At 68.5% G+C, this 17,236-nt stretch carries 14 protein-coding genes and 1 pseudogene; 11 read left to right on the plus strand and 4 right to left on the minus strand.

From position 1 onward, the window contains the following. Nucleotides 1-12: 12 nt before the first annotated feature. From murB to FMM06_RS02900, 10 genes are read left to right on the plus strand one after another with little or no spacing between them, the layout of a single operon-like run. Nucleotides 13-888 (plus strand): UDP-N-acetylmuramate dehydrogenase, encoded by an 876-nt coding sequence (gene murB, locus FMM06_RS02855; RefSeq protein ID WP_144237045.1) that lies wholly within the window; start codon nt 13-15, stop codon nt 886-888. Further along, entirely contained in the window at nt 885-1,796 is a 912-nt protein-coding gene (locus FMM06_RS02860) for a D-alanine--D-alanine ligase (protein WP_143554702.1), read from the plus strand. Before murB ends, FMM06_RS02860 begins: the two co-directional genes overlap by 4 nt. Beyond that, nucleotides 1,793-2,680 carry a cell division protein FtsQ/DivIB gene (locus tag FMM06_RS02865; protein WP_143554703.1) on the plus strand — a complete coding sequence of 296 codons (888 nt, stop codon included), beginning with the start codon at nt 1,793-1,795 and terminating at the stop codon, nt 2,678-2,680. The genes FMM06_RS02860 and FMM06_RS02865 overlap by 4 nt, the downstream gene beginning before the upstream one ends. Then, on the plus strand, nt 2,677-3,963 hold the full coding sequence (gene ftsA / locus FMM06_RS02870; RefSeq protein ID WP_143554704.1) for a cell division protein FtsA: 1,287 nt from the start codon (nt 2,677-2,679) through the stop codon (nt 3,961-3,963). Before FMM06_RS02865 ends, ftsA begins: the two co-directional genes overlap by 4 nt. 46 nt (nt 3,964-4,009) lie before the next feature. Continuing rightward, nucleotides 4,010-5,467: a cell division protein FtsZ gene (gene ftsZ, locus FMM06_RS02875; RefSeq protein ID WP_143554705.1), complete on the plus strand. Its 1,458-nt coding sequence runs from the start codon at nt 4,010-4,012 to the stop codon at nt 5,465-5,467. Between the two features lie 46 nt (nt 5,468-5,513). Next, a complete protein-coding gene (locus FMM06_RS02880; protein WP_143554706.1) occupies nt 5,514-6,932 on the plus strand; it encodes a DUF1800 domain-containing protein in 1,419 nt (472 codons plus the stop codon). Continuing rightward, nucleotides 6,929-8,071: a DUF1501 domain-containing protein gene (locus FMM06_RS02885; RefSeq protein WP_143554707.1), complete on the plus strand. Its 1,143-nt coding sequence runs from the start codon at nt 6,929-6,931 to the stop codon at nt 8,069-8,071. Before FMM06_RS02880 ends, FMM06_RS02885 begins: the two co-directional genes overlap by 4 nt. A 49-nt stretch (nt 8,072-8,120) precedes the next feature. Then, nucleotides 8,121-9,245 carry a CaiB/BaiF CoA transferase family protein gene (locus FMM06_RS02890; RefSeq protein WP_143554708.1) on the plus strand — a complete coding sequence of 375 codons (1,125 nt, stop codon included), beginning with the start codon at nt 8,121-8,123 and terminating at the stop codon, nt 9,243-9,245. Further along, nucleotides 9,242-10,087 carry a retropepsin-like aspartic protease gene (locus tag FMM06_RS02895; RefSeq protein ID WP_143554709.1) on the plus strand — a complete coding sequence of 282 codons (846 nt, stop codon included), beginning with the start codon at nt 9,242-9,244 and terminating at the stop codon, nt 10,085-10,087. Before FMM06_RS02890 ends, FMM06_RS02895 begins: the two co-directional genes overlap by 4 nt. Beyond that, complete coding sequence (locus FMM06_RS02900) at nt 10,084-11,241, plus strand: deoxyguanosinetriphosphate triphosphohydrolase (protein WP_143554710.1); 1,158 nt, start codon at nt 10,084-10,086, stop codon at nt 11,239-11,241. Before FMM06_RS02895 ends, FMM06_RS02900 begins: the two co-directional genes overlap by 4 nt. A gap of 24 nt (nt 11,242-11,265) precedes the next feature. On the opposite strand, the gene FMM06_RS02905 is transcribed toward FMM06_RS02900, so the two are convergent. After that, nucleotides 11,266-11,790, minus strand: coding sequence for a phage tail protein (locus FMM06_RS02905; protein ID WP_143554711.1), 525 nt, complete (start codon nt 11,788-11,790; stop codon nt 11,266-11,268). Between the two features lie 391 nt (nt 11,791-12,181). On the opposite strand from FMM06_RS02905, the gene FMM06_RS02910 reads away from it, so the two are divergent. Continuing rightward, complete coding sequence (locus FMM06_RS02910) at nt 12,182-13,885, plus strand: DUF262 domain-containing protein (protein ID WP_143554712.1); 1,704 nt, start codon at nt 12,182-12,184, stop codon at nt 13,883-13,885. Between the two features lie 47 nt (nt 13,886-13,932). On the opposite strand, the pseudogene FMM06_RS02915 reads toward FMM06_RS02910, so the two are convergent. The 3 genes and pseudogenes from FMM06_RS02915 to thiC form a co-directional block, all read right to left on the minus strand. After that, a pseudogene (locus FMM06_RS02915) lies at nt 13,933-14,234 on the minus strand (phosphomethylpyrimidine synthase ThiC); the annotation flags it as partial. A gap of 147 nt (nt 14,235-14,381) precedes the next feature. After that, nucleotides 14,382-15,059 carry a hypothetical protein gene (locus FMM06_RS02920; protein ID WP_143554713.1) on the minus strand — a complete coding sequence of 226 codons (678 nt, stop codon included), beginning with the start codon at nt 15,057-15,059 and terminating at the stop codon, nt 14,382-14,384. 329 nt (nt 15,060-15,388) lie between these two features. Continuing rightward, nucleotides 15,389-17,233, minus strand: a complete 1,845-nt coding sequence (gene thiC, locus FMM06_RS02925) for a phosphomethylpyrimidine synthase ThiC (RefSeq protein WP_143554714.1) — start codon at nt 17,231-17,233, stop codon at nt 15,389-15,391. Nucleotides 17,234-17,236: the final 3 nt, after the last annotated feature.

Here is a 17,236-nt window from a genome sequence, read left to right on the forward strand (position 1 = left end):
GCAGCCGCCTCGATGGACGCGCCGCAAGTGCGGGTGACGCACGATGCGCCGCTGGCGCCACTGGTGTGGTTCAAGACCGGCGGCGCGGCCGAGATGCTGTTCGAGCCGCGCGATCGTGACGAGCTGAGCGCGATGCTGCACGATCTCGACACCGCGACGCCCGTCTGGGCGCTGGGGCTGGGGTCGAACCTGATCGTCCGCGACGGCGGCGTGCCCGGCCTCGCGGTTCGCCTCGGCAAGGCGTTCGCACGCGTGGCCGTCGAGGGCGACCTCGTCCGCGCCGGTGGCGGCGCGCCGGGCATTTCGGTCGCCAGCGCGGCGCGTGACGCCTCGCTGGCGGGCCTCGAGTTCCTGCGCGGCATCCCCGGCACGGCTGGCGGCGCGGTGCGGATGAACGCGGGCGCTTATGGCCGCGACGTCGCCGACTGCCTGGTCGAGGCGACGGTGGTGCGCCGCTCGGGCGCCGTCGAGGTGCTGCCCGCCAGCGCCTTCGGGTTCAGCTACCGCCACTCGGCGCTGCCGCACGGCGACATCGTCGTCGAGGCACTGTTCCGCGGAGTTCCGGGCGACAAGGCGGCGATCGCTGCCGAGATGGACCGCATCGCCGCCGAGCGCGAGGCGTCGCAGCCGCTGCGCTCGCGCACCGGCGGATCGACCTTCAAGAACCCGCCGGGTCACAAAGCCTGGCAGCTCGTCGACGCCGCCGGTTGCCGTGGCTTCCGCCTCGGCGGCGCGCAGGTCAGCGAGAAACACACGAACTTCCTGATCAATACCGGCGACGCGACCAGCGCCGATATCGAGGCGCTCGGCGACGAAGTCCGCCGCCGCGTGCTCGCGCATTCGGGCGTCGCGCTCGAATGGGAAATCGAGCGGGTGGGGCACGCATGAAGGTCGCGGTCCTCATGGGCGGGTGGTCCGCCGAGCGGGAGGTGTCGCTGACCAGCGGCGCGGGGATCGCCGCCGCCTGCGCGCGCCTTGGTCACGAGGTAACCAGCATCGACATGGGCCATGACGTCGCCGCGCGACTGGCGGACGCTGCGCCCGACGTGGTCTTCAACGCCCTGCACGGTACGCCCGGCGAGGACGGCAGCGTGCAGGGGCTGCTCGACCTGATGGGGCTGAAATACACCCACTCGGGCCTGCGTGCCTCGGCGATCGCGATCGACAAGGTGCTGACCAAGTCGGTGCTGGTGCCGCTGGGGATTCGCATGCCGGGCGGGCGGATCGTCGAGAGCGCGAGCCTGCACGACGCCGACCCGCTGCCACGCCCCTATGTGCTCAAGCCCGTCAACGAGGGCTCGTCGGTCGGCGTCGCGATCGTCACCGACCAGTCGAACTACGGCAATCCGATCGCGCGCGACGCGACGGGGCCGTGGCAGAAGTTCGACCAGCTGCTCGCCGAACCCTTCGTCGCCGGGCGCGAGCTGACCGTCGCGGTCCTGGACGGGAAGGCCCTGGCGGTCACCGAGCTCGTCTCGACGCAGGGCTTCTACGATTACGACGCCAAGTACACCGACGGGCTGACCGAGCATCACTGCCCCGCCGACCTGCCGGCCGATGTCGAGGCGTCGGCGCTCGACATGGCAGCCCGCGCGCACGCCGCGCTCGGCTGCCGCGGCGCGTCGCGGTCGGACTTCCGCTATGACCCCGCGCAGGGCGAGGCCGGGCTGTACCTGCTCGAGGTCAACACCCAGCCCGGCATGACGCCGCTCAGCCTGGTGCCCGAGCAGGCGAAGTATCGCGGCATCTCGTACGACGATCTCGTCGCGCGCATTCTGGCGAGTGCGCTCGCATGACCCGCACCGTCCAGCGTCGTGGCGCAAAACGCCCGCCCGCCCGGAAAGCGGTCAAGGTCGCCGCGCCGCAGCCGCGGCTGGTGACGCTGCCGATCGCGCCGCGCCGCCTCTACACGCGCGTCGCCTCGGCGCTCGTTGTTCTGCTCGTCATCGCGGGCGGGGTGACCGCGACGTTGCTCGGCTATCCGCAGCGGTGGTGGCAGAACACCGCGATCGCCACCGCCGACGCCGGCTTCGAGGTGCGCCATGTCGAGATCGAGGGCATCCGGCACATGCCACGCCTGCCGGTCTATACCGCGGCACTTGCGGGCGGCACCAACGCGATGCTGCTCGTCGACCTGCCGGCGGTGCGCGACCGGCTGAAGGCGCTGCCATGGGTAGCGGACGCCAGCGTCGCGCGGCGGCTGCCCGATACACTGGTCGTCGAGGTCGTCGAGCGGCGCCCGGTCGCATTGTGGCAGTACCGCCAGCGCCTCGTCGCGATCGACGCCAGCGGCAAGGTCCTCGACAACCAGCGCCTCGAACGCTTCGGCGCGCTGCCCCTCGTCGTCGGGCGCGGCGCGAACCTGCAGGCACATGGACTGGTCAGGCATCTGTCCGACCAGCCCGCGCTGGCGCGGCGGATGACGGCGGCGCTGCTCGTCGGCGGGCGGCGCTGGGATATCCGCTTCGACACCGGCGAGACGCTGGCGCTGCCCGAGGGCGACCGCGCGACGCAGCTGGCGCTGACCCAGTTCGCGACGCTCGACCGGGCGTCGGGGCTGCTCGCCAAGGGCTTCACGCGCTTCGACATGCGCGCCGGCGGCAAGATGACGGTGCGCGGCCCGGGTGTGCGCGAGGCGCTGGCCAATTCGCCGAAGATGGCCGAGGCGATCAAGATATGACGGTGAAGGCTCCCAGCAAATCGAGCGTGCGCTCCATCCGCGGCGAACGCACCGTCGCGGTGCTCGACGTCGGCACGTCGAAGGTCGCCGCACTCATCGCACTCGTCCCGGCCGAAGGCAGCCCGCGCGTCATCGGGGTGGGCCAGCGCGTCTGCGTCGGGCTGCGCCGCGGGCTGGTCGCGGACATGGAGAAGACCGAGGCCGCGATCCGCGCCGCGATGGACCAGGCCGAGCGCAACGCCGGCATCCAAATCGAGGAGGTCTTCGTCAACCTGTCGGCGGGCGGGCTCGACAGCCATGTCGCGTCGGTCGAGATCGACATCGGCGGCCACCGCATCGCCGCCGAGGACATGGCCAACCTGATGGCCGCGGGCCGCGCGCGCATCGATCCGGGCGCGCGCTCGGTGCTGCACGCGTCGGCTGCGCTCTACACCGTCGACGGCACGCACGTCGCCGCCCCCATCGGCTTCCACGCCGACCGGCTGGGCATGGCGGTGCACGTCGTGACCGCCGAGACGCCACCGATCCGCAACCTCGACCTCGCGGTGCGCAGCGCGCATCTCGGCGTCCGCACGATGGTCGCCTCGCCCGTCGCCGCGAGCCTCGCGTGCCTGGCGCGTGAGGAGCGCGAACTGGGCGTCGCGCTCGTCGAGATCGGCGCGGGGGTCACCAACATCGCGGTGCATGCGGGCGGCCAGCTGGTCGGCGTCGCGACGGTACCGATGGGCGCGAACGACATCACCAACGACATCGCCGCCGCCTTTTCGACCAAGCGCGCGCATGCCGAGCGGCTGAAGGCGCGCCATGGTGCTGCGATCACCAGCCCCAAGGACAATCACGAGCCCATCGACGTGCCGCCAATCAGCGACGACGACGGCGCCGAGCCGCTGCGCGTGCCGGTCGCGCAGATGATCGGTGTCATCCGCCACCGCCTCGACGCGCTGTTCGGCGAGGTCGGGCGCGCCTTGACCGCGATGGGCTTCGTCGGCCCGCAGGCGCGCCAGGTCGTGCTGACCGGCGGTGGTGCGGAACTCAAGGCGATCGCCGATTTCGCGCAAGGGGTGCTGGGCCGCCAGGTGCGGATCGGGCGCCCGCGGGGGCTGACCGGTCTGCCCGAGGCGCAGTCGGGGTGCGCCTTCGCGACGCTGGGTGGCCTCGCGCTGTTCGCCGCGGCCGACGAGCCCGACCTGTATCACGTGCGCGGCGGCGGGAAGCCCGTGATCGAGCTTCCGGGGCAGAACGGGTGGGCAACAATGTTGTCCAAACTGAAGAAGAGTATTTGAAGCGCTGCCACATGTAATGGTATGTGATTTTGAAGGGAGACACGACATGCTGGAACTGCAGCGCGCACAGCTGACCGAGCTCAAGCCGCGGATCACCGTCATCGGGGTCGGTGGTGCAGGCGGCAACGCGGTCGCCAACATGATCGCCGCGCAGCTCCAGGGTGTCGACTTCGTCGTCGCCAATACCGACGCGCAGGCGCTGCAGGCATCGAAGGCCGAAACGCGCATCCAGCTCGGCCTGAAGATCACGCAGGGGCTCGGCGCCGGGTCGCGGCCCGAGATCGGCAAGGCCTCCGCCGAGGAGACGATCGACCAGCTCGAGGGCGCGCTCGAGGGCTGCCACATGTGCTTCATCACCGCCGGCATGGGCGGCGGCACGGGCACCGGCGCGGCGCCGGTTGTTGCTCGCGCTGCGCGCGAGAAGGGGATCCTGACCGTCGGCGTCGTCACCAAGCCGTTCGCCTTCGAGGGCCTGCGCCGTATGCGCGCCGCGGAGGAGGGCATCGTCGAGCTGCAGAAGCACGTCGATACGCTGATCATCATTCCGAACCAGAACCTGTTCCTGATCGCCAACGCCAACACGACCTTCAAGGAGGCGTTCGGCATGGCCGACCAGGTCCTTCACCAGGGCGTGCGCGGCATCACCGACCTGATGATCATGCCCGGCCTGATCAACCTCGACTTCGCCGACATCCGCACCGTCATGTCCGAGATGGGCAAGGCGATGATGGGCACCGGCGAGGCGAGCGGCGAGCGCCGCGCCATCGAGGCGGCGGAGAAGGCGATTGCCAACCCGCTGCTCGACGAAGTGTCGATGCGCGGTGCGAAGGGCGTCATCATCAACATCACCGGCGGCGACGACCTGCGCCTGCACGAGGTCGACGAGGCCGCGACGCACATCCGCGAGATGGTCGATCCGGAGGCCAACATCATCGTCGGGTCGGCGTTCAACCCCGACCTGAACGGCATGATGCGCGTCTCGGTGGTCGCCACCGGCATCGACGTCGTCGCACGCACCCCGTCGATCAGCACCGCGTCGCGCCCGCGCGATTTCGGCGGCACCGCGAGCGCCTTCAACGGCCCGACGGTCGCCGTCCCCGGCCGCACGCCGGCACCCGAGCCCGTCGTGCCGGAGCCCGTTGCGGTCGCGCCGATCGAGCCCGAGCCGGTCGCGGTCGAGCCCGAGATGGCCGAGGAACTCGACCTGTCGAGCGCCGAGATGATCGACGAGCCCGCACCCGCCATCGCCCGCTTCACCCCCGGCCCGGCGGTCGTGCCGATCCGCCCGCCGGTCGAGGCCGTGCGCCAGCCCGAGCCGGTCGAGGAGGAGGAGCCCGAGCCGCAGTCGCTGTTCCAGCGCATGCTCAACCTCAGCCGCGGTTCGAAGCCCGTGCCGCCGCGCGCGCCGACGACGCTCGCCCCCGACCGCGACCCCGACCACCAGCCCGAGGCCGCGACCGACGTCGAGATCCCGTCGTTTTTCAAGAAGCAGGTCAACGAATAGGCGCTTCTGACCGGGGGATCGCGGGCTTCTCCCGCGTAACCCCGGCATGACCGCGACCAGCATCGCCCGCGACCGCTTCGGCCTTGGCGCACGCGCGGGCGAGGCCATGCTCGCCGATCCGCGCGCCGCGCTGCGCGATGCCGCCGCGCGCTTCGACCCGCGCCCGCCGGCCATCGCGGCGGTGCCCGGCAGCGGGCCGATGGCGGCGCAGTTCCGCGAATATCTCGCCGAGCTGCGCGATACCCGGGCCGGCGACATGGGCGAGGGCCCGATGGTCATGGGCAAGGTCGCCGCGCAGTCGCTGCGCAAGGGCCTGCGCAAGCAGTACCGCGACAATTACGGCGCGCAGGTCCGCGCGCGCGTTACCGCCGCGCTGACCGGAGCGTCGCCCTTCGCCGAACGGCTGACGCATTTCTGGGCCAATCATTTCGCCGTCTCGGCCGACAAGCTGCAGACCATCGGGCTGGCGGGCACGCTCGAGTTCGAGGCGATCCGCCCCAATCTGTTCGGCACATTCGGCGCCCTGCTGCTCGCGGTCGAGACGCACCCGGCGATGCTGCTCTACCTTGACCAGGCGCAGTCGATCGGCCCCGGCTCGCTGGTCGGCATGCGCGCCGCGCTGCGTGAAAACGCGAAGCGCAAGGTCGGTCTTAACGAGAACCTCGCGCGCGAAATCCTCGAACTTCACACGCTCGGCGTCGGCGGCGGCTATGCCCAGGCCGACGTGCAGGAGCTGGCGCGCGCGATGACCGGGTGGAGCGTCGGCGGCTTCGTGCGCCGCCCGGTCGGCATCGAGGCCCCCGACGGCGCGTTCGTCTTCCAGCCCAACTGGCACGAGCCCGGCCCGCGCACCCTGCTCGGCAAGCCCTACCGCCAAGAGGGCGAGGCGCAGGCCCGCGCGATGCTTGCCGACCTCGCGGTGCATCCCGCCACCGCGCGTCATCTCGCAGCCAAGCTGGCGCGGCATTTCGCAGCCGACGTGCCGCCGCCCGCGCTCGTCGAGCGGCTGACTGCGGCGCACCTGCGCAGCGGCGGCGACCTGTCGTCGCTCTACGCCGTGCTGATCGACGCGCCCGAGATCTGGGCGACGCCAGCGTCGAAGTTCCGCACCCCCTGGGAATGGACGATCGCCGCATTGCGCGGCATCGGCGCGCAGAGCGCCCCCGACCTGCGGCTGGTCAACGCGCTGCAGGAACTGGGCCAGCCGGTGTGGCGCCCGGGCTCGCCCGCCGGCTGGGACGATACCGCGGCAAGCTGGGCGGCGCCCGATGCGCTGCTGCGCCGGGTCGAGGTCGCGCAGCGCTTCGCGACCGCGGTCGGCGACCGGATCGACGCCCGCGCGCTGGCGACGCAGCTGCTCGGCCCCTCGCTGACGCCCGCTACCGCATCGGCGATCGCGCGCGCCGATTCGAACGTGCAGGGCCTCGCGCTGCTGCTCGTCAGCCCGGAGTATATGCGGCGATGACCCAGTTGAACCGCCGTGCGCTGCTCGCCGCCGCCGGCCTCGCCGCGGTGCCCGGCATATCCTTCGCCGCCGCGGCCACCGAGCGGCGCTTCGTCTTCATCATTCTGCGCGGCGCGATGGACGGGCTGGGCACCGTCATGCCCGTCGGCGACCCCGCCTACGCCGCGCTGCGCGGTGCACTCGCTGAGCCGCAGCAGGGGCCGGCGACGAAGCTAAACGCCCAGTTCGCGCTCCACCCGGCGCTGGCCGAGACCGCAAGCATGTACGCGTCTGGTGAGGCGGCGTTCGTCCACGCCGTCGCGTCGCCGTACCGCGAGCGTTCGCACTTCGACGCGCAGAACGTCCTCGAGAGCGGCGGCACCGGGGCGTATGTCGTCAACGACGGCTGGCTCAACCGCCTCGTCGCAGCACTCCCGGGCGCGAAGGACGCGGCGATCGCCATCGCGCCGACGGTGCCGCTGCTGCTCCGCGGACCGGTCGCGGTGACCAGCTACGCGCCGTCGGTCCTGCCGCAGGCGAACGAGGACCTGCTCGCGCGCGTCGGCGCGCTGTACGCGGGCGACGCGCAGCTGCACCCGCTATGGAGCCAGGCGATCGACGCGCGCATGCTCGCCGGGGCCGACGCCGCGGGCCGCGCCAACCCCGTGGCACTCGGCAAGCTCGCCGCGACCTTCCTCGCCAAGCCGGGCGGCCCGCGCGTCGCGGCGTTCGAGATCGGCGGCTGGGACACGCATGCCGCACAGGCCGCGCGCCTCAACAACCAGCTGAAGCAGCTCGACGGCACGCTCGCGGCGCTCAGGACTGGCCTCGGCGCGCATTGGGCGAACACCGTCGTCGTCGCGGCAACCGAGTTCGGGCGGACGGCGGCGGTCAATGGCACCGGCGGCACCGACCACGGCACCGGCGGCGTCGCGATCCTGGCGGGCGGCGCGGTCAGGGGCGGGCGCGTGCTCGGCGACTGGCCCGGGCTGGGGCCGTCGCAGCTGTACGAGGGGCGTGACCTGCGCCCCACCACCGACCTGCGCGCACTGCTGCTGGGTGTCGCTGCCGACACCTTCGCGCTCGATCCCGCGCGCCTGTCGCCCGCGCTGTTCCCCGGCGGCGGGGTCAAGCCGATGGGCGGCCTGACCCGCGCTTGACCTCGCGCCCGCTTAATCGGATCACGCGCGCCTGACACATGGAGCGCGCATGCCCGGACCCTTGCACGGCCTGACGATCGTCGAGATGGCGGGCATCGGCCCCGGCCCCTTCGCGGGCATGATGCTCGCCGATCACGGTGCGCGGGTGATCCGCGTCGAGCGACCCGGCACGCGCGTCGATGCCCGCGACCCGCTGCTGCGCTCACGCGAAGTGGTCGCGGTCGACCTCAAATCCCCCGAGGGCATCGCGCTGGTCCGCGACCTGTGCCGCGCCGCCGACGGGGTGTTCGAGGGCTTCCGCCCCGGCGTCATGGAGCGCCTCGGCCTCGGCCCCGACGTGCTGACCGCCGACAATCCGCGGCTCGTCTACGGCCGCATGACCGGCTGGGGCCAGACCGGGCCGTACGCGCCGGCCGCTGGGCACGACATTAACTACATCGCGCTGGCGGGTGCGCTGCATGCCTATGGCCGCGCGGGCGAGAAGCCGACCCCGCCGATCAACATGGTCGGCGACTTCGGCGGCGGCGGCATGATGCTGGCGTTCGGCATGGTCGCCGCCCTCCTTCACGCCGCGAAGACGGGGCAGGGCCAGGTCATCGACGTCGCGATGACCGACGGTGCGGCGGTGCTGATGAGCATGATCTGGGGCTTCCGCGCCAACGGCATGTGGAGCGACGACCGCGGCACCAACCTGCTCGATACCGCCGCCCATTTCTACGACACCTACGAGACGAGCGACGGCAAGTGGCTGTCGATCGGCAGCATCGAGCCGCAATTCTATGCCGAACTGCGACGCCTCTGCGGCCTCGCCGAGGATCCCGACTTCGACGCCCAGATGGACCGCGCCGCGTGGGGGCCGCTGAAGGCGAAGCTGACCGCGCTGTTCCTGACCCGCACCCGCGACGCGTGGTGCGAACTCATGGAGATGACCGACGTCTGCTTCGCCCCCGTGCTCAGCATGGCCGAGGCGCCCGCGCACCCGCACAATGTCGCGCGCGGCACCTTCGTGGAGGCCGGCGGCGTCACCCAGCCCGCGCCCGCACCGCGCTATTCGGTCAGCACGACGGTGCCGCCGGTGATGGCGCGCGCCCCCGACAGCGCGGGCGTGCTGGGCAGCCTGGGCATCGCCGCCGACCGCATCGCGGCGCTGACCGCGGCGGGTACCATCCGTTGATCGACCGGCGCGGCGCGATCGCCGGGGGTGCTGCACTGCTGCTGCCCGCACGGGCCCTCGCGGCAGGCGTCACGCCGCTGCGCCTGGTGGCCGACCGCATCTATATCGACGCGGTGATCAACGGCGTCGCGACCGAGGCGCTGCTCGATTCGGGCGCCGAGATGACCGTCCTCGATCGCCGCTTCGCGCGCCGCCTGCGCCTCGGCGGCGGCACGGCAGCGACCGCGCGCGGCACGGGCGCCGCGACCGCGGAGGCGACGCTGGTCACCGGGGTCACGGTCGACGTCGCGGGGCTGACCTTGCGCTCGCCGACTGTCGCGATCATCGACCTGGGCGATATCGCGCGGCGCCTTGCGCATCGCCGCATCGACGCGATCGTCGGTCGCGACCTGTTCGACGCGTCGCGGCTCGCGATCGACCTCGCCGCCGGCACGCTCGCGGTGATCGAGCGGCGGCGCGAACCCGCGGGCGAGCGGCTGATCCTGACGCCGCGGCGCGGCATCGAGACGTTTCCCGTGCTTATCGAGGGGCAGCCGGTGGCCGCCGATTTCGACCTCGGGAACGGGGGGCGGGTGCTCGTCGGCGGCGAGACCGCGGCGCGCCTGTTGCGCGACGGGCGCGCGACCTCGACCGTCGGCGGCGGTGGCATCGGCGGCGAGACGCAGCAGCGCACCCTGACCCTGCGCGACCTCGTCGTGGCGGGGCGCCGCTTCACCAACGTCCCCGCCGCGGTCGACGCCAGCCCGACGGCGGCCCAGGCCAATATCGGGGTCCGCATCCTGCGCAACTTCGGCATCATCACCGACTTCGCCGAGCGGCTGGTCTGGCTGCGCGCCCGGTGAGCTGGGCCACCGACCCGGCCGCCTCGCGCGGCCGCCGCCACCCCGAAGCGCCCAGCGCGACCCGCGACGCCTTCCAGCGCGACCGCGACCGCATCGTCCATTGCAGCGCCTTCCGCCGGTTGCGGGACAAGACGCAGGTCTTCGTCGCCCCCGACGGCGACCATTTCCGCGTCCGCCTGACGCATAGCCTGGAGGTCGCGCAGATCGCGCGCACGCTGGCCCGCGCGCTCGGCCTCAACGAGGACCTGACCGAGGCCTGCGCGCTGGCGCACGATCTCGGCCACCCGCCGTTCGGGCACAGCGGCGAGGACGCGCTGCAGGCGGCGATGGCCCCCTTCGGCGGCTTCGATCACAATGCCCAGACGCTGCGCGTGCTGACGCGCCTCGAACACCGCTACCCGGGCTTCGACGGGCTGAACCTCAGCTGGGAGACACTCGAGGGGCTGGCGAAGCACAACGGACCCGTCACCGCCCCCGGCTGGGCGCTGGCGGAGATCGACGCCGACTGGCCGTTGGAGCTCGGCGCCTGGCCCAGCCTCGAGGCGCAAATCGCGGCCCTCGCCGATGACATCGCCTACGACAACCACGACCTCGACGACGGGCTGAGAGCGGGCCTGTTCGACCTCGACGCGCTGCTGGCCGAGGTGCCGTTCACCGCGGACGCTTGGGGCGCCGTGACGGCGCGCTGGCCCGGAGTGAGCGAAAAGCGCCGCCTCGTCCCCGAACTCGTCCGCGAACAGATCGGCCGGATGACGCACGACCTGCTGACCGAAACCCGCGCGCGCCTCGCCGCCGCCGGCCCCGCATCGCCGGCCACGGTCCGCGCCGCCGCCCGCCCGCTCGCCGGTTTCTCAGCGGCAATCGAGGACGCCACCGCCGCGCTAAAGGCCTTCCTGCGCGCCCGCATGTACAGCGCCCCGGAGGTGAAGGCGCTCCGCGACCCCTCGCAGTCCGTCGTCGCCGCGCTGTTCGCAGCCTTCCATGCCGACCCCGCACGATTGCCCGACCGCTGGCGCGCCACCCTGCCACAGACCGAACCCGGCCGCGCTCGCCACATCGCCGACTTCATCGCCGGCATGACCGACCGCTATGCGATCCGCGAGCACGAGCGCGTCGTCGGCCCGTCGCCGCTGCCGGCGGGGGTGGGATTCTGAAGGCCTCGGAGAAGCCGCGCCCGCTCAGGCCGGTTCGTTGAACTTCGGCTCGCTCGGCTCGACCACGTCGTAATCGCGCTCCCAGCCTTCGTTTTCCAGCACGAGCGTCTGGATCGCCACCGCATTGGCATTGGCGTCGAGGTCGGGAAGCGCCTGGAACTGCGACGGCCAGCAGCGGAACACCTTGTAGGCCATGACCAGCTGCCCGGCCTCGTTGTGCAGCTCGATGACGATATCCTTGCGGAAGTCGCCGAGCGAGGCCTGCGCGCCGCCGCCGCTGCCGAGGTTGAAGATCTTGTTGGCCCAACGCTCGAATTCCATGTCGTGGGTGACGCCGCGCTCGATGGTGATCGGCTCGAAGCGGGTCTGCCCGGGCGTCTGGCGCGACGCCGACGGCGCGCCGCCCTGGCGGTGGGTGACGACCTCCGTCGTCCGCTTCAGCGCACTGATCCGCGACACGCCGGCGATATATTTGCCGTCCCACTTCAGCCTGAACTTGAACGACTTGTAGGGGTCTAAGCGCGTCGGATTGACGGTGAACTCGGCCATGACTGTCTCCCTTCGGCGGGGATGAGAGGGCAGGGGGCGGGGTGATGTCAATTGGGGGGTGTCCAACGCGTCATGACGAGCCGCCTCATCCGCCGCCTGCGGAGCCGCCTCGACCTTAGCTAGGAGGCATCGGCGCGCTAAGGCATCCCCGTCGCCACCATCCGCCGGTACGGGTTCAGCCGCCAAAATGCCGCCGCCGGCGGCGCTGGCGTATCTGAAGATCATCAAAGCGGGGCCGGAGATCGTGGTGCGAGTGCTGTCGGTGGGACGATAGTCTCATATTAGCGCGTCGCGGCGGTTGCGATCTACGCCTGTATGCGCCGGTCAGTCTCAGCTATGGTCGACCTGAGTAGACGGGCATGGAAACGGCCACCCTTTTCAAGGCGCAACAATGAGCGGCAAGTTCGACTTTGACAGCATGGGGATCGGAGACCTGCTGAAGCGGGGACTACTAACCGTGCCTGCGAACCAACGCTCCTATGCGTGGGGCGAGAAGCAGGTCAGGGAGCTGCTCCAAGATCTGAACGAAGCCATCACCAACGACGACCCAGACTATTTTCTCGGTACCGTCGTGCTAGTAATGAAGGACGATGGTGTCCCCTCAATTGCTGATGGCCAGCAACGAATTGCAACAACTTCTATAATTCTTGCTAGAATGAGAGATTTGCAAACTAGGCTGAGGCGGGGTCCCCGTGCGCAGGCTATTGAGAATACTTATCTCCGAGAGATTGACGTCGATACTGAAGAGCATGTTCCGAAATTGCGGATGAACATAGAGGACAATGAATTCTATGCAAATGATATTTTGCAGCATCATGGCTTAGATCAGTATAATCCGAAAAGGACGCCGGAGAAGATTGCATCGAACGAAAAACTCAAGAAGGCTTCAAGCCTTATCGTGGAATTTTTAGACGACGTTATTAAGCCGTTGAAACCGGAGCAGCAATCCGACTACCTAAATCGATGGCTTAAATTCATTAAAGAACGAGCAAGTGTTGTCGTCGTTACGGCGCCAGATGAGGTCGGCGCTTATAGGATGTTCGAAACATTAAACGATCGGGGCCTGAAGGCATCGCAGGCTGATATTCTTAAAAACTTTCTTTTTAGTAAGGCGCCAAACCGTCTAAACGAAGCACAGAGCTTGTGGAGCGCTATAACTGGGGCCATTGAGTCGCTTGGCGATCCCGACGGTTCAAGGCTCGTCACCTACATCAGGCACTATTGGATCGTCATTAATGGACCGACTAAAGAGAGAGAGCTTGCGGCTTCTGTAAAAATTGAGATATCAAATGAATCGAAGGCTTTATCTTTCCTTAAGGCATGCGCAGATGGTGTAAACACATACGTCGCATTGTGGTCGTCCAATCATCCTTACTGGAGTACCCATAGGCCAAAAACTCGGAATGCCGTGGATACGATCGCTCATCATTTACAGATCGAACAGATCAGACCATTGATGTTTGCCGTTGCGCTAAAATTTAGCGTCAATGAGGCAGAGAAAGCTTTTCGACTGTTTGTAAGTTGGTCTGTCCGATTTCTAGTTTTCGGCGGCCGTGGGGGCATGCTGGACAGTCAGTATTCTCTGCGGGCAGCTGAGATCGGTGATGAAAAGATTAAGACGGCTGCTGCCTTGCGAACGGCTATGTCTCGCTATGTCCCCACCGACCCTGAGTTTGAAACAGCATTTGCGACTGCTCGCGTCTCACGCGCTCGGTTAGCACGCTATTATCTCCGGGCCATTGAAAATGAAATGGCCGGAACAGAGCAACCGGAGATGGTTCCGAATGAAGACGTTGAGTCCGTTAATCTCGAACACGTCGTCCCGTTGACACCCGGGGATTCGTGGGGCCTTTCCGACGACGAAGCCGAGGCTGTTCAGAAACTTATTGGTAATCTCGCGCTGATGCAAGCTGGTCCGAATAGTCAAGAAGGCAACGGGTCGTTTGCAGATAAGAAAAAAGCCTATGGCGCGTCGCAATTTAAAACTACTTCAATGATCGCGTCTTTCGAGAAGTGGGATGCTTCGTCAATACGGGCGCGGCAATCCGAGCTTGCAAAGCTTGCGGTAGGCGCATGGCCGCTCGCTTTTAAGTAAGTTCTTTTTAACCTGAGAGCGCTCTCAATTGCTTATGCGACTTCCGGCTAGTTCTTCGCCACATAAATCTCCCCGCCCGTCTCCCGAAAATTCTCGCTCATCTCCGCCATCCCCCGTTCCGCCTCGAGCATCCCGTCCGCGTTCTGCTTCGCCGCATACTCGCGGACCTCCTGCGTGATCTTCATGCTGCAGAGCTCGGGCCGCACATTGAGCAGAAGTGAGCGGTTTTGGCGCCTTTGGCAGGCAGGGTCTTGTCGGGGAATTTGAGGGCGGTTTCGGGGTCAAGCGACAGGTTGAACTGATTGCGACGTCGCGGGCGCGGCTGACGGCGTCGCGGCCCTGCGTCGTCCGCGCCGCCGCAGTCCGCGTTGTGCCCCAAACGCTCGTCGCTTGAAGGTTCGGTCGTCGATGGCCAGGCCGAACTAGCGAGACCGATCGCCGTCAGGCCTTTCCGATTGGTTGATCTTGATCGTCTCGGACTAGGTGGTGCCTGCCCTTACCTCCCGACGACCCGCTCCTTGACGAGCGGCAGCAGCGTGTCGACGATCCGTCGTGCCGAGGCTGCGTCCCGGGCGATCGCCCGTATTGTAAGCAGGTCGCCGTCTCGGATCACGATCGCCGTCGCGCCTGCGGTATCACCGACCCTGTAACTGCTTACCCACCCGACCGCCGGCGCGACGTCGAGCGCCGATATACGGCATTCGGGACTGCGCGCCCGGCAGATGCGTTCCAGGTCGTCGATCTTGGTCTGACCCGCGCGCACGCGCTGCTCGGTCCCGTCGTTCTGAACACCGATCTGCACGCCGACGATCGGCTCCCCCGCGCAGCTCGCGCACATCAGGTCGATGCGGGCGGGCGCGGCGCGTCCGATGAAGCCGGGGCCGAGCGCCTCGGTCACTGCCCGCTCGATGGTCGTCAGATCCTTGACCGCCAGGCCTTTCGAAAACGCACCTGCAGGGGCCAGCATCGCAACCGAGGCAAGAAACGCGCGCAACATCAGCTTTAGCCTCTTCGTCACGAGATCCAGCACGCCCTCGTCATCGACATCGCTGCCTTGTGCGCGCGCCAATCCAGCTGACGTGCGTAGAGCAGCCGCTCGGCGGGCACCAGCCAGACGGACCACCCCCGGCGCGCGATCGAGCTTGCTGCGCAGGCCAAATCCGCTTCTTACCATGACTTACGTACGCCTATCTGGTACAAAAGCCGGGTATCGTTTAGCGTCGGTTGCGTTCGCAATTCGGCCGGCCAAGCAATCCTCGAAATCGGAGTCAAAAGCGTGAACATCGTGACCTTGCCAGCCCCGCGCCCGATCCGGAGATCTGCAAAATCATCGTCGAATCGTGAACTTCGGGACCTTCGCAGCCGGCCCGGGGCGGCTGCCTCCCCAGACCGGGCACCGGCCTCCCGCCCGCCGCATGCGCGACGGCTGGGCGGGTGGTCAGGAACGGTTTTCGAAACCGCTCCCCGGTGTCAAATTCGCTTACTTGTTCATCTTCGCCGGGCTCACCGCCCGACCGGCAGGTAGATTTCGGCACCCTTCTCGAGGAACTCGGCGCTCTTCGCCGCCATGCCTGCGTCGGCATCCACGAAGCCGCCGCCGTTCTGCTTCGCGGCGTACTCCCGCACCTCCTGCGTGATCTTCATGCTGCAGAACTTCGGGCCGCACATCGAGCAGAAGTGGGCGGTCTTGGCGCCTTCGGCGGGGAGGGTCTCGTCGTGGTATTTGAGGGCGGTTTCGGGGTCGAGCGACAGGTTGAACTGGTCGCGCCAGCGGAAGTCGAACCTCGCGCGTGACACGGCGTCGTCGCGGCCCTGTGCGCTCGGGTGGCCCTTCGCCAGGTCGGCGGCGTGGGCGGCCAGCTTGTAGGTGATGACGCCGACCTTGACGTCGTCGCGGTCGGGCAGGCCGAGGTGCTCCTTGGGGGTCACGTAGCAGAGCATCGCGCAGCCGAACCAGCCGATCATCGCGGCACCGATGCCGCTGGTGATATGATCGTAGCCGGGCGCGATGTCGGTGGTGAGCGGCCCCAACGTGTAGAACGGTGCCTCGCCGCACACCGCGAGCTGCTTCTCCATGTTAACCTTGATCTTGTGCATCGGGACGTGGCCCGGCCCCTCGATCATCACCTGGCAGTCGCGCTCCCACGCGATCTTGGTCAGCTCGCCCAGCGTGTCGAGCTCGGCGAACTGCGCGGCGTCGTTGGCATCGGCGATGCTGCCGGGGCGCAGGCCGTCACCGAGCGAGAAGGAGATGTCGTAGGCACGCATGATCTCGCAGATCTCGGCGAAGTGGGTGTAGGTGAAGTTCTCCTTGTGGTGCGCGAGGCACCACTTGGCGTGGATCGAGCCGCCGCGGCTGACGATGCCGGTCACGCGCTTCGCGGTCAGGTGGATGTACGCCAGGCGGACGCCCGCGTGGATGGTGAAATAGTCGACGCCCTGCTCGGCCTGCTCGATCAGCGTGTCGCGGTAGATCGCCCAGCTCAGGTCCTCGGCGACGCCGCCGACCTTTTCGAGCGCCTGGTAGATCGGCACGGTGCCGATGGGGACGGGCGAGTTGCGGACGATCCATTCGCGGGTGTTGTGGATGTTGCGGCCGGTCGACAGGTCCATGACGGTGTCGGCGCCCCAGCGGGTGCTCCACACCATCTTGTCGACTTCCTCGGCGACCGAACTGGCGACCGCGGAATTGCCGATGTTGGCGTTGATCTTGACCAGGAAATTGCGGCCGATCGCCATCGGCTCGCACTCGGGGTGGTTGATGTTCGACGGGATGATGGCGCGGCCGCGGGCGATCTCGTCGCGGACGAACTCGCCGGTGACATGGTCGGGGATCGACGCGCCGAAGTCCTCGCCGTCGCGGACATGGCCGGCGAGTGCCGCGCGGCCGAGGTTCTCGCGGACGGCGACATACTCCATCTCGGGCGTGACGATGCCGCGGCGGGCATAGGCGAGCTGGGTGACCGCGGCGCCGCCACGCGCGCGCAGCGGCATCAGGTTGACGTTGGGGAAGGCCGCGACCTCGGGCTGCTGGCGGCCCGACATGCCGTTGTCCTCGGGCTGCACGTCGCGGCCGGGGTATTCCTCGACATCGCCGCGCGCCAGCGTCCAGGCGCGGCGCAGGGGGGGCAGGCCGCGGGCGATGTCGATGTCGGCGAGCGGGTCGGTGTAGGGGCCGCTGGGGTCGTAGATGCGCACCGGCGGCTCGCTGGCGGACGGGTCGAGCGCGACCTCGCGCATCGCGACCTTCACGTCGGGAAAGCGGTCGGATGGCACGTAGATCTTGGCGGAGCCGGGCAGGGGGCCGGTGGTGACCGGGATTTCGATACGCGACTGGATATCGGCCATGCT

The organism is Glacieibacterium frigidum (assembly GCF_007097155.1).
Lineage (GTDB): Bacteria > Pseudomonadota > Alphaproteobacteria > Sphingomonadales > Sphingomonadaceae > Glacieibacterium > Glacieibacterium frigidum.

Coding starts and splice junctions, on each gene's coding strand:
- FMM06_RS02905 (WP_143554711.1), bottom strand. CDS start 11,790: ATGGCCGAGTTCACCGTCAATCCGACGCGCTTAGACCCCTACAAGTCG.
- FMM06_RS02885 (WP_143554707.1), top strand. CDS start 6,929: ATGACCCAGTTGAACCGCCGTGCGCTGCTCGCCGCCGCCGGCCTCGCC.
- FMM06_RS02920 (WP_143554713.1), bottom strand. CDS start 15,059: ATGGTAAGAAGCGGATTTGGCCTGCGCAGCAAGCTCGATCGCGCGCCG.
- thiC (WP_143554714.1), bottom strand. CDS start 17,233: ATGGCCGATATCCAGTCGCGTATCGAAATCCCGGTCACCACCGGCCCC.
- FMM06_RS02880 (WP_143554706.1), top strand. CDS start 5,514: ATGACCGCGACCAGCATCGCCCGCGACCGCTTCGGCCTTGGCGCACGC.
- ftsA (WP_143554704.1), top strand. CDS start 2,677: ATGACGGTGAAGGCTCCCAGCAAATCGAGCGTGCGCTCCATCCGCGGC.
- FMM06_RS02910 (WP_143554712.1), top strand. CDS start 12,182: ATGAGCGGCAAGTTCGACTTTGACAGCATGGGGATCGGAGACCTGCTG.
- murB (WP_144237045.1), top strand. CDS start 13: ATGGACGCGCCGCAAGTGCGGGTGACGCACGATGCGCCGCTGGCGCCA.
- FMM06_RS02865 (WP_143554703.1), top strand. CDS start 1,793: ATGACCCGCACCGTCCAGCGTCGTGGCGCAAAACGCCCGCCCGCCCGG.
- FMM06_RS02890 (WP_143554708.1), top strand. CDS start 8,121: ATGCCCGGACCCTTGCACGGCCTGACGATCGTCGAGATGGCGGGCATC.
- ftsZ (WP_143554705.1), top strand. CDS start 4,010: ATGCTGGAACTGCAGCGCGCACAGCTGACCGAGCTCAAGCCGCGGATC.
- FMM06_RS02860 (WP_143554702.1), top strand. CDS start 885: ATGAAGGTCGCGGTCCTCATGGGCGGGTGGTCCGCCGAGCGGGAGGTG.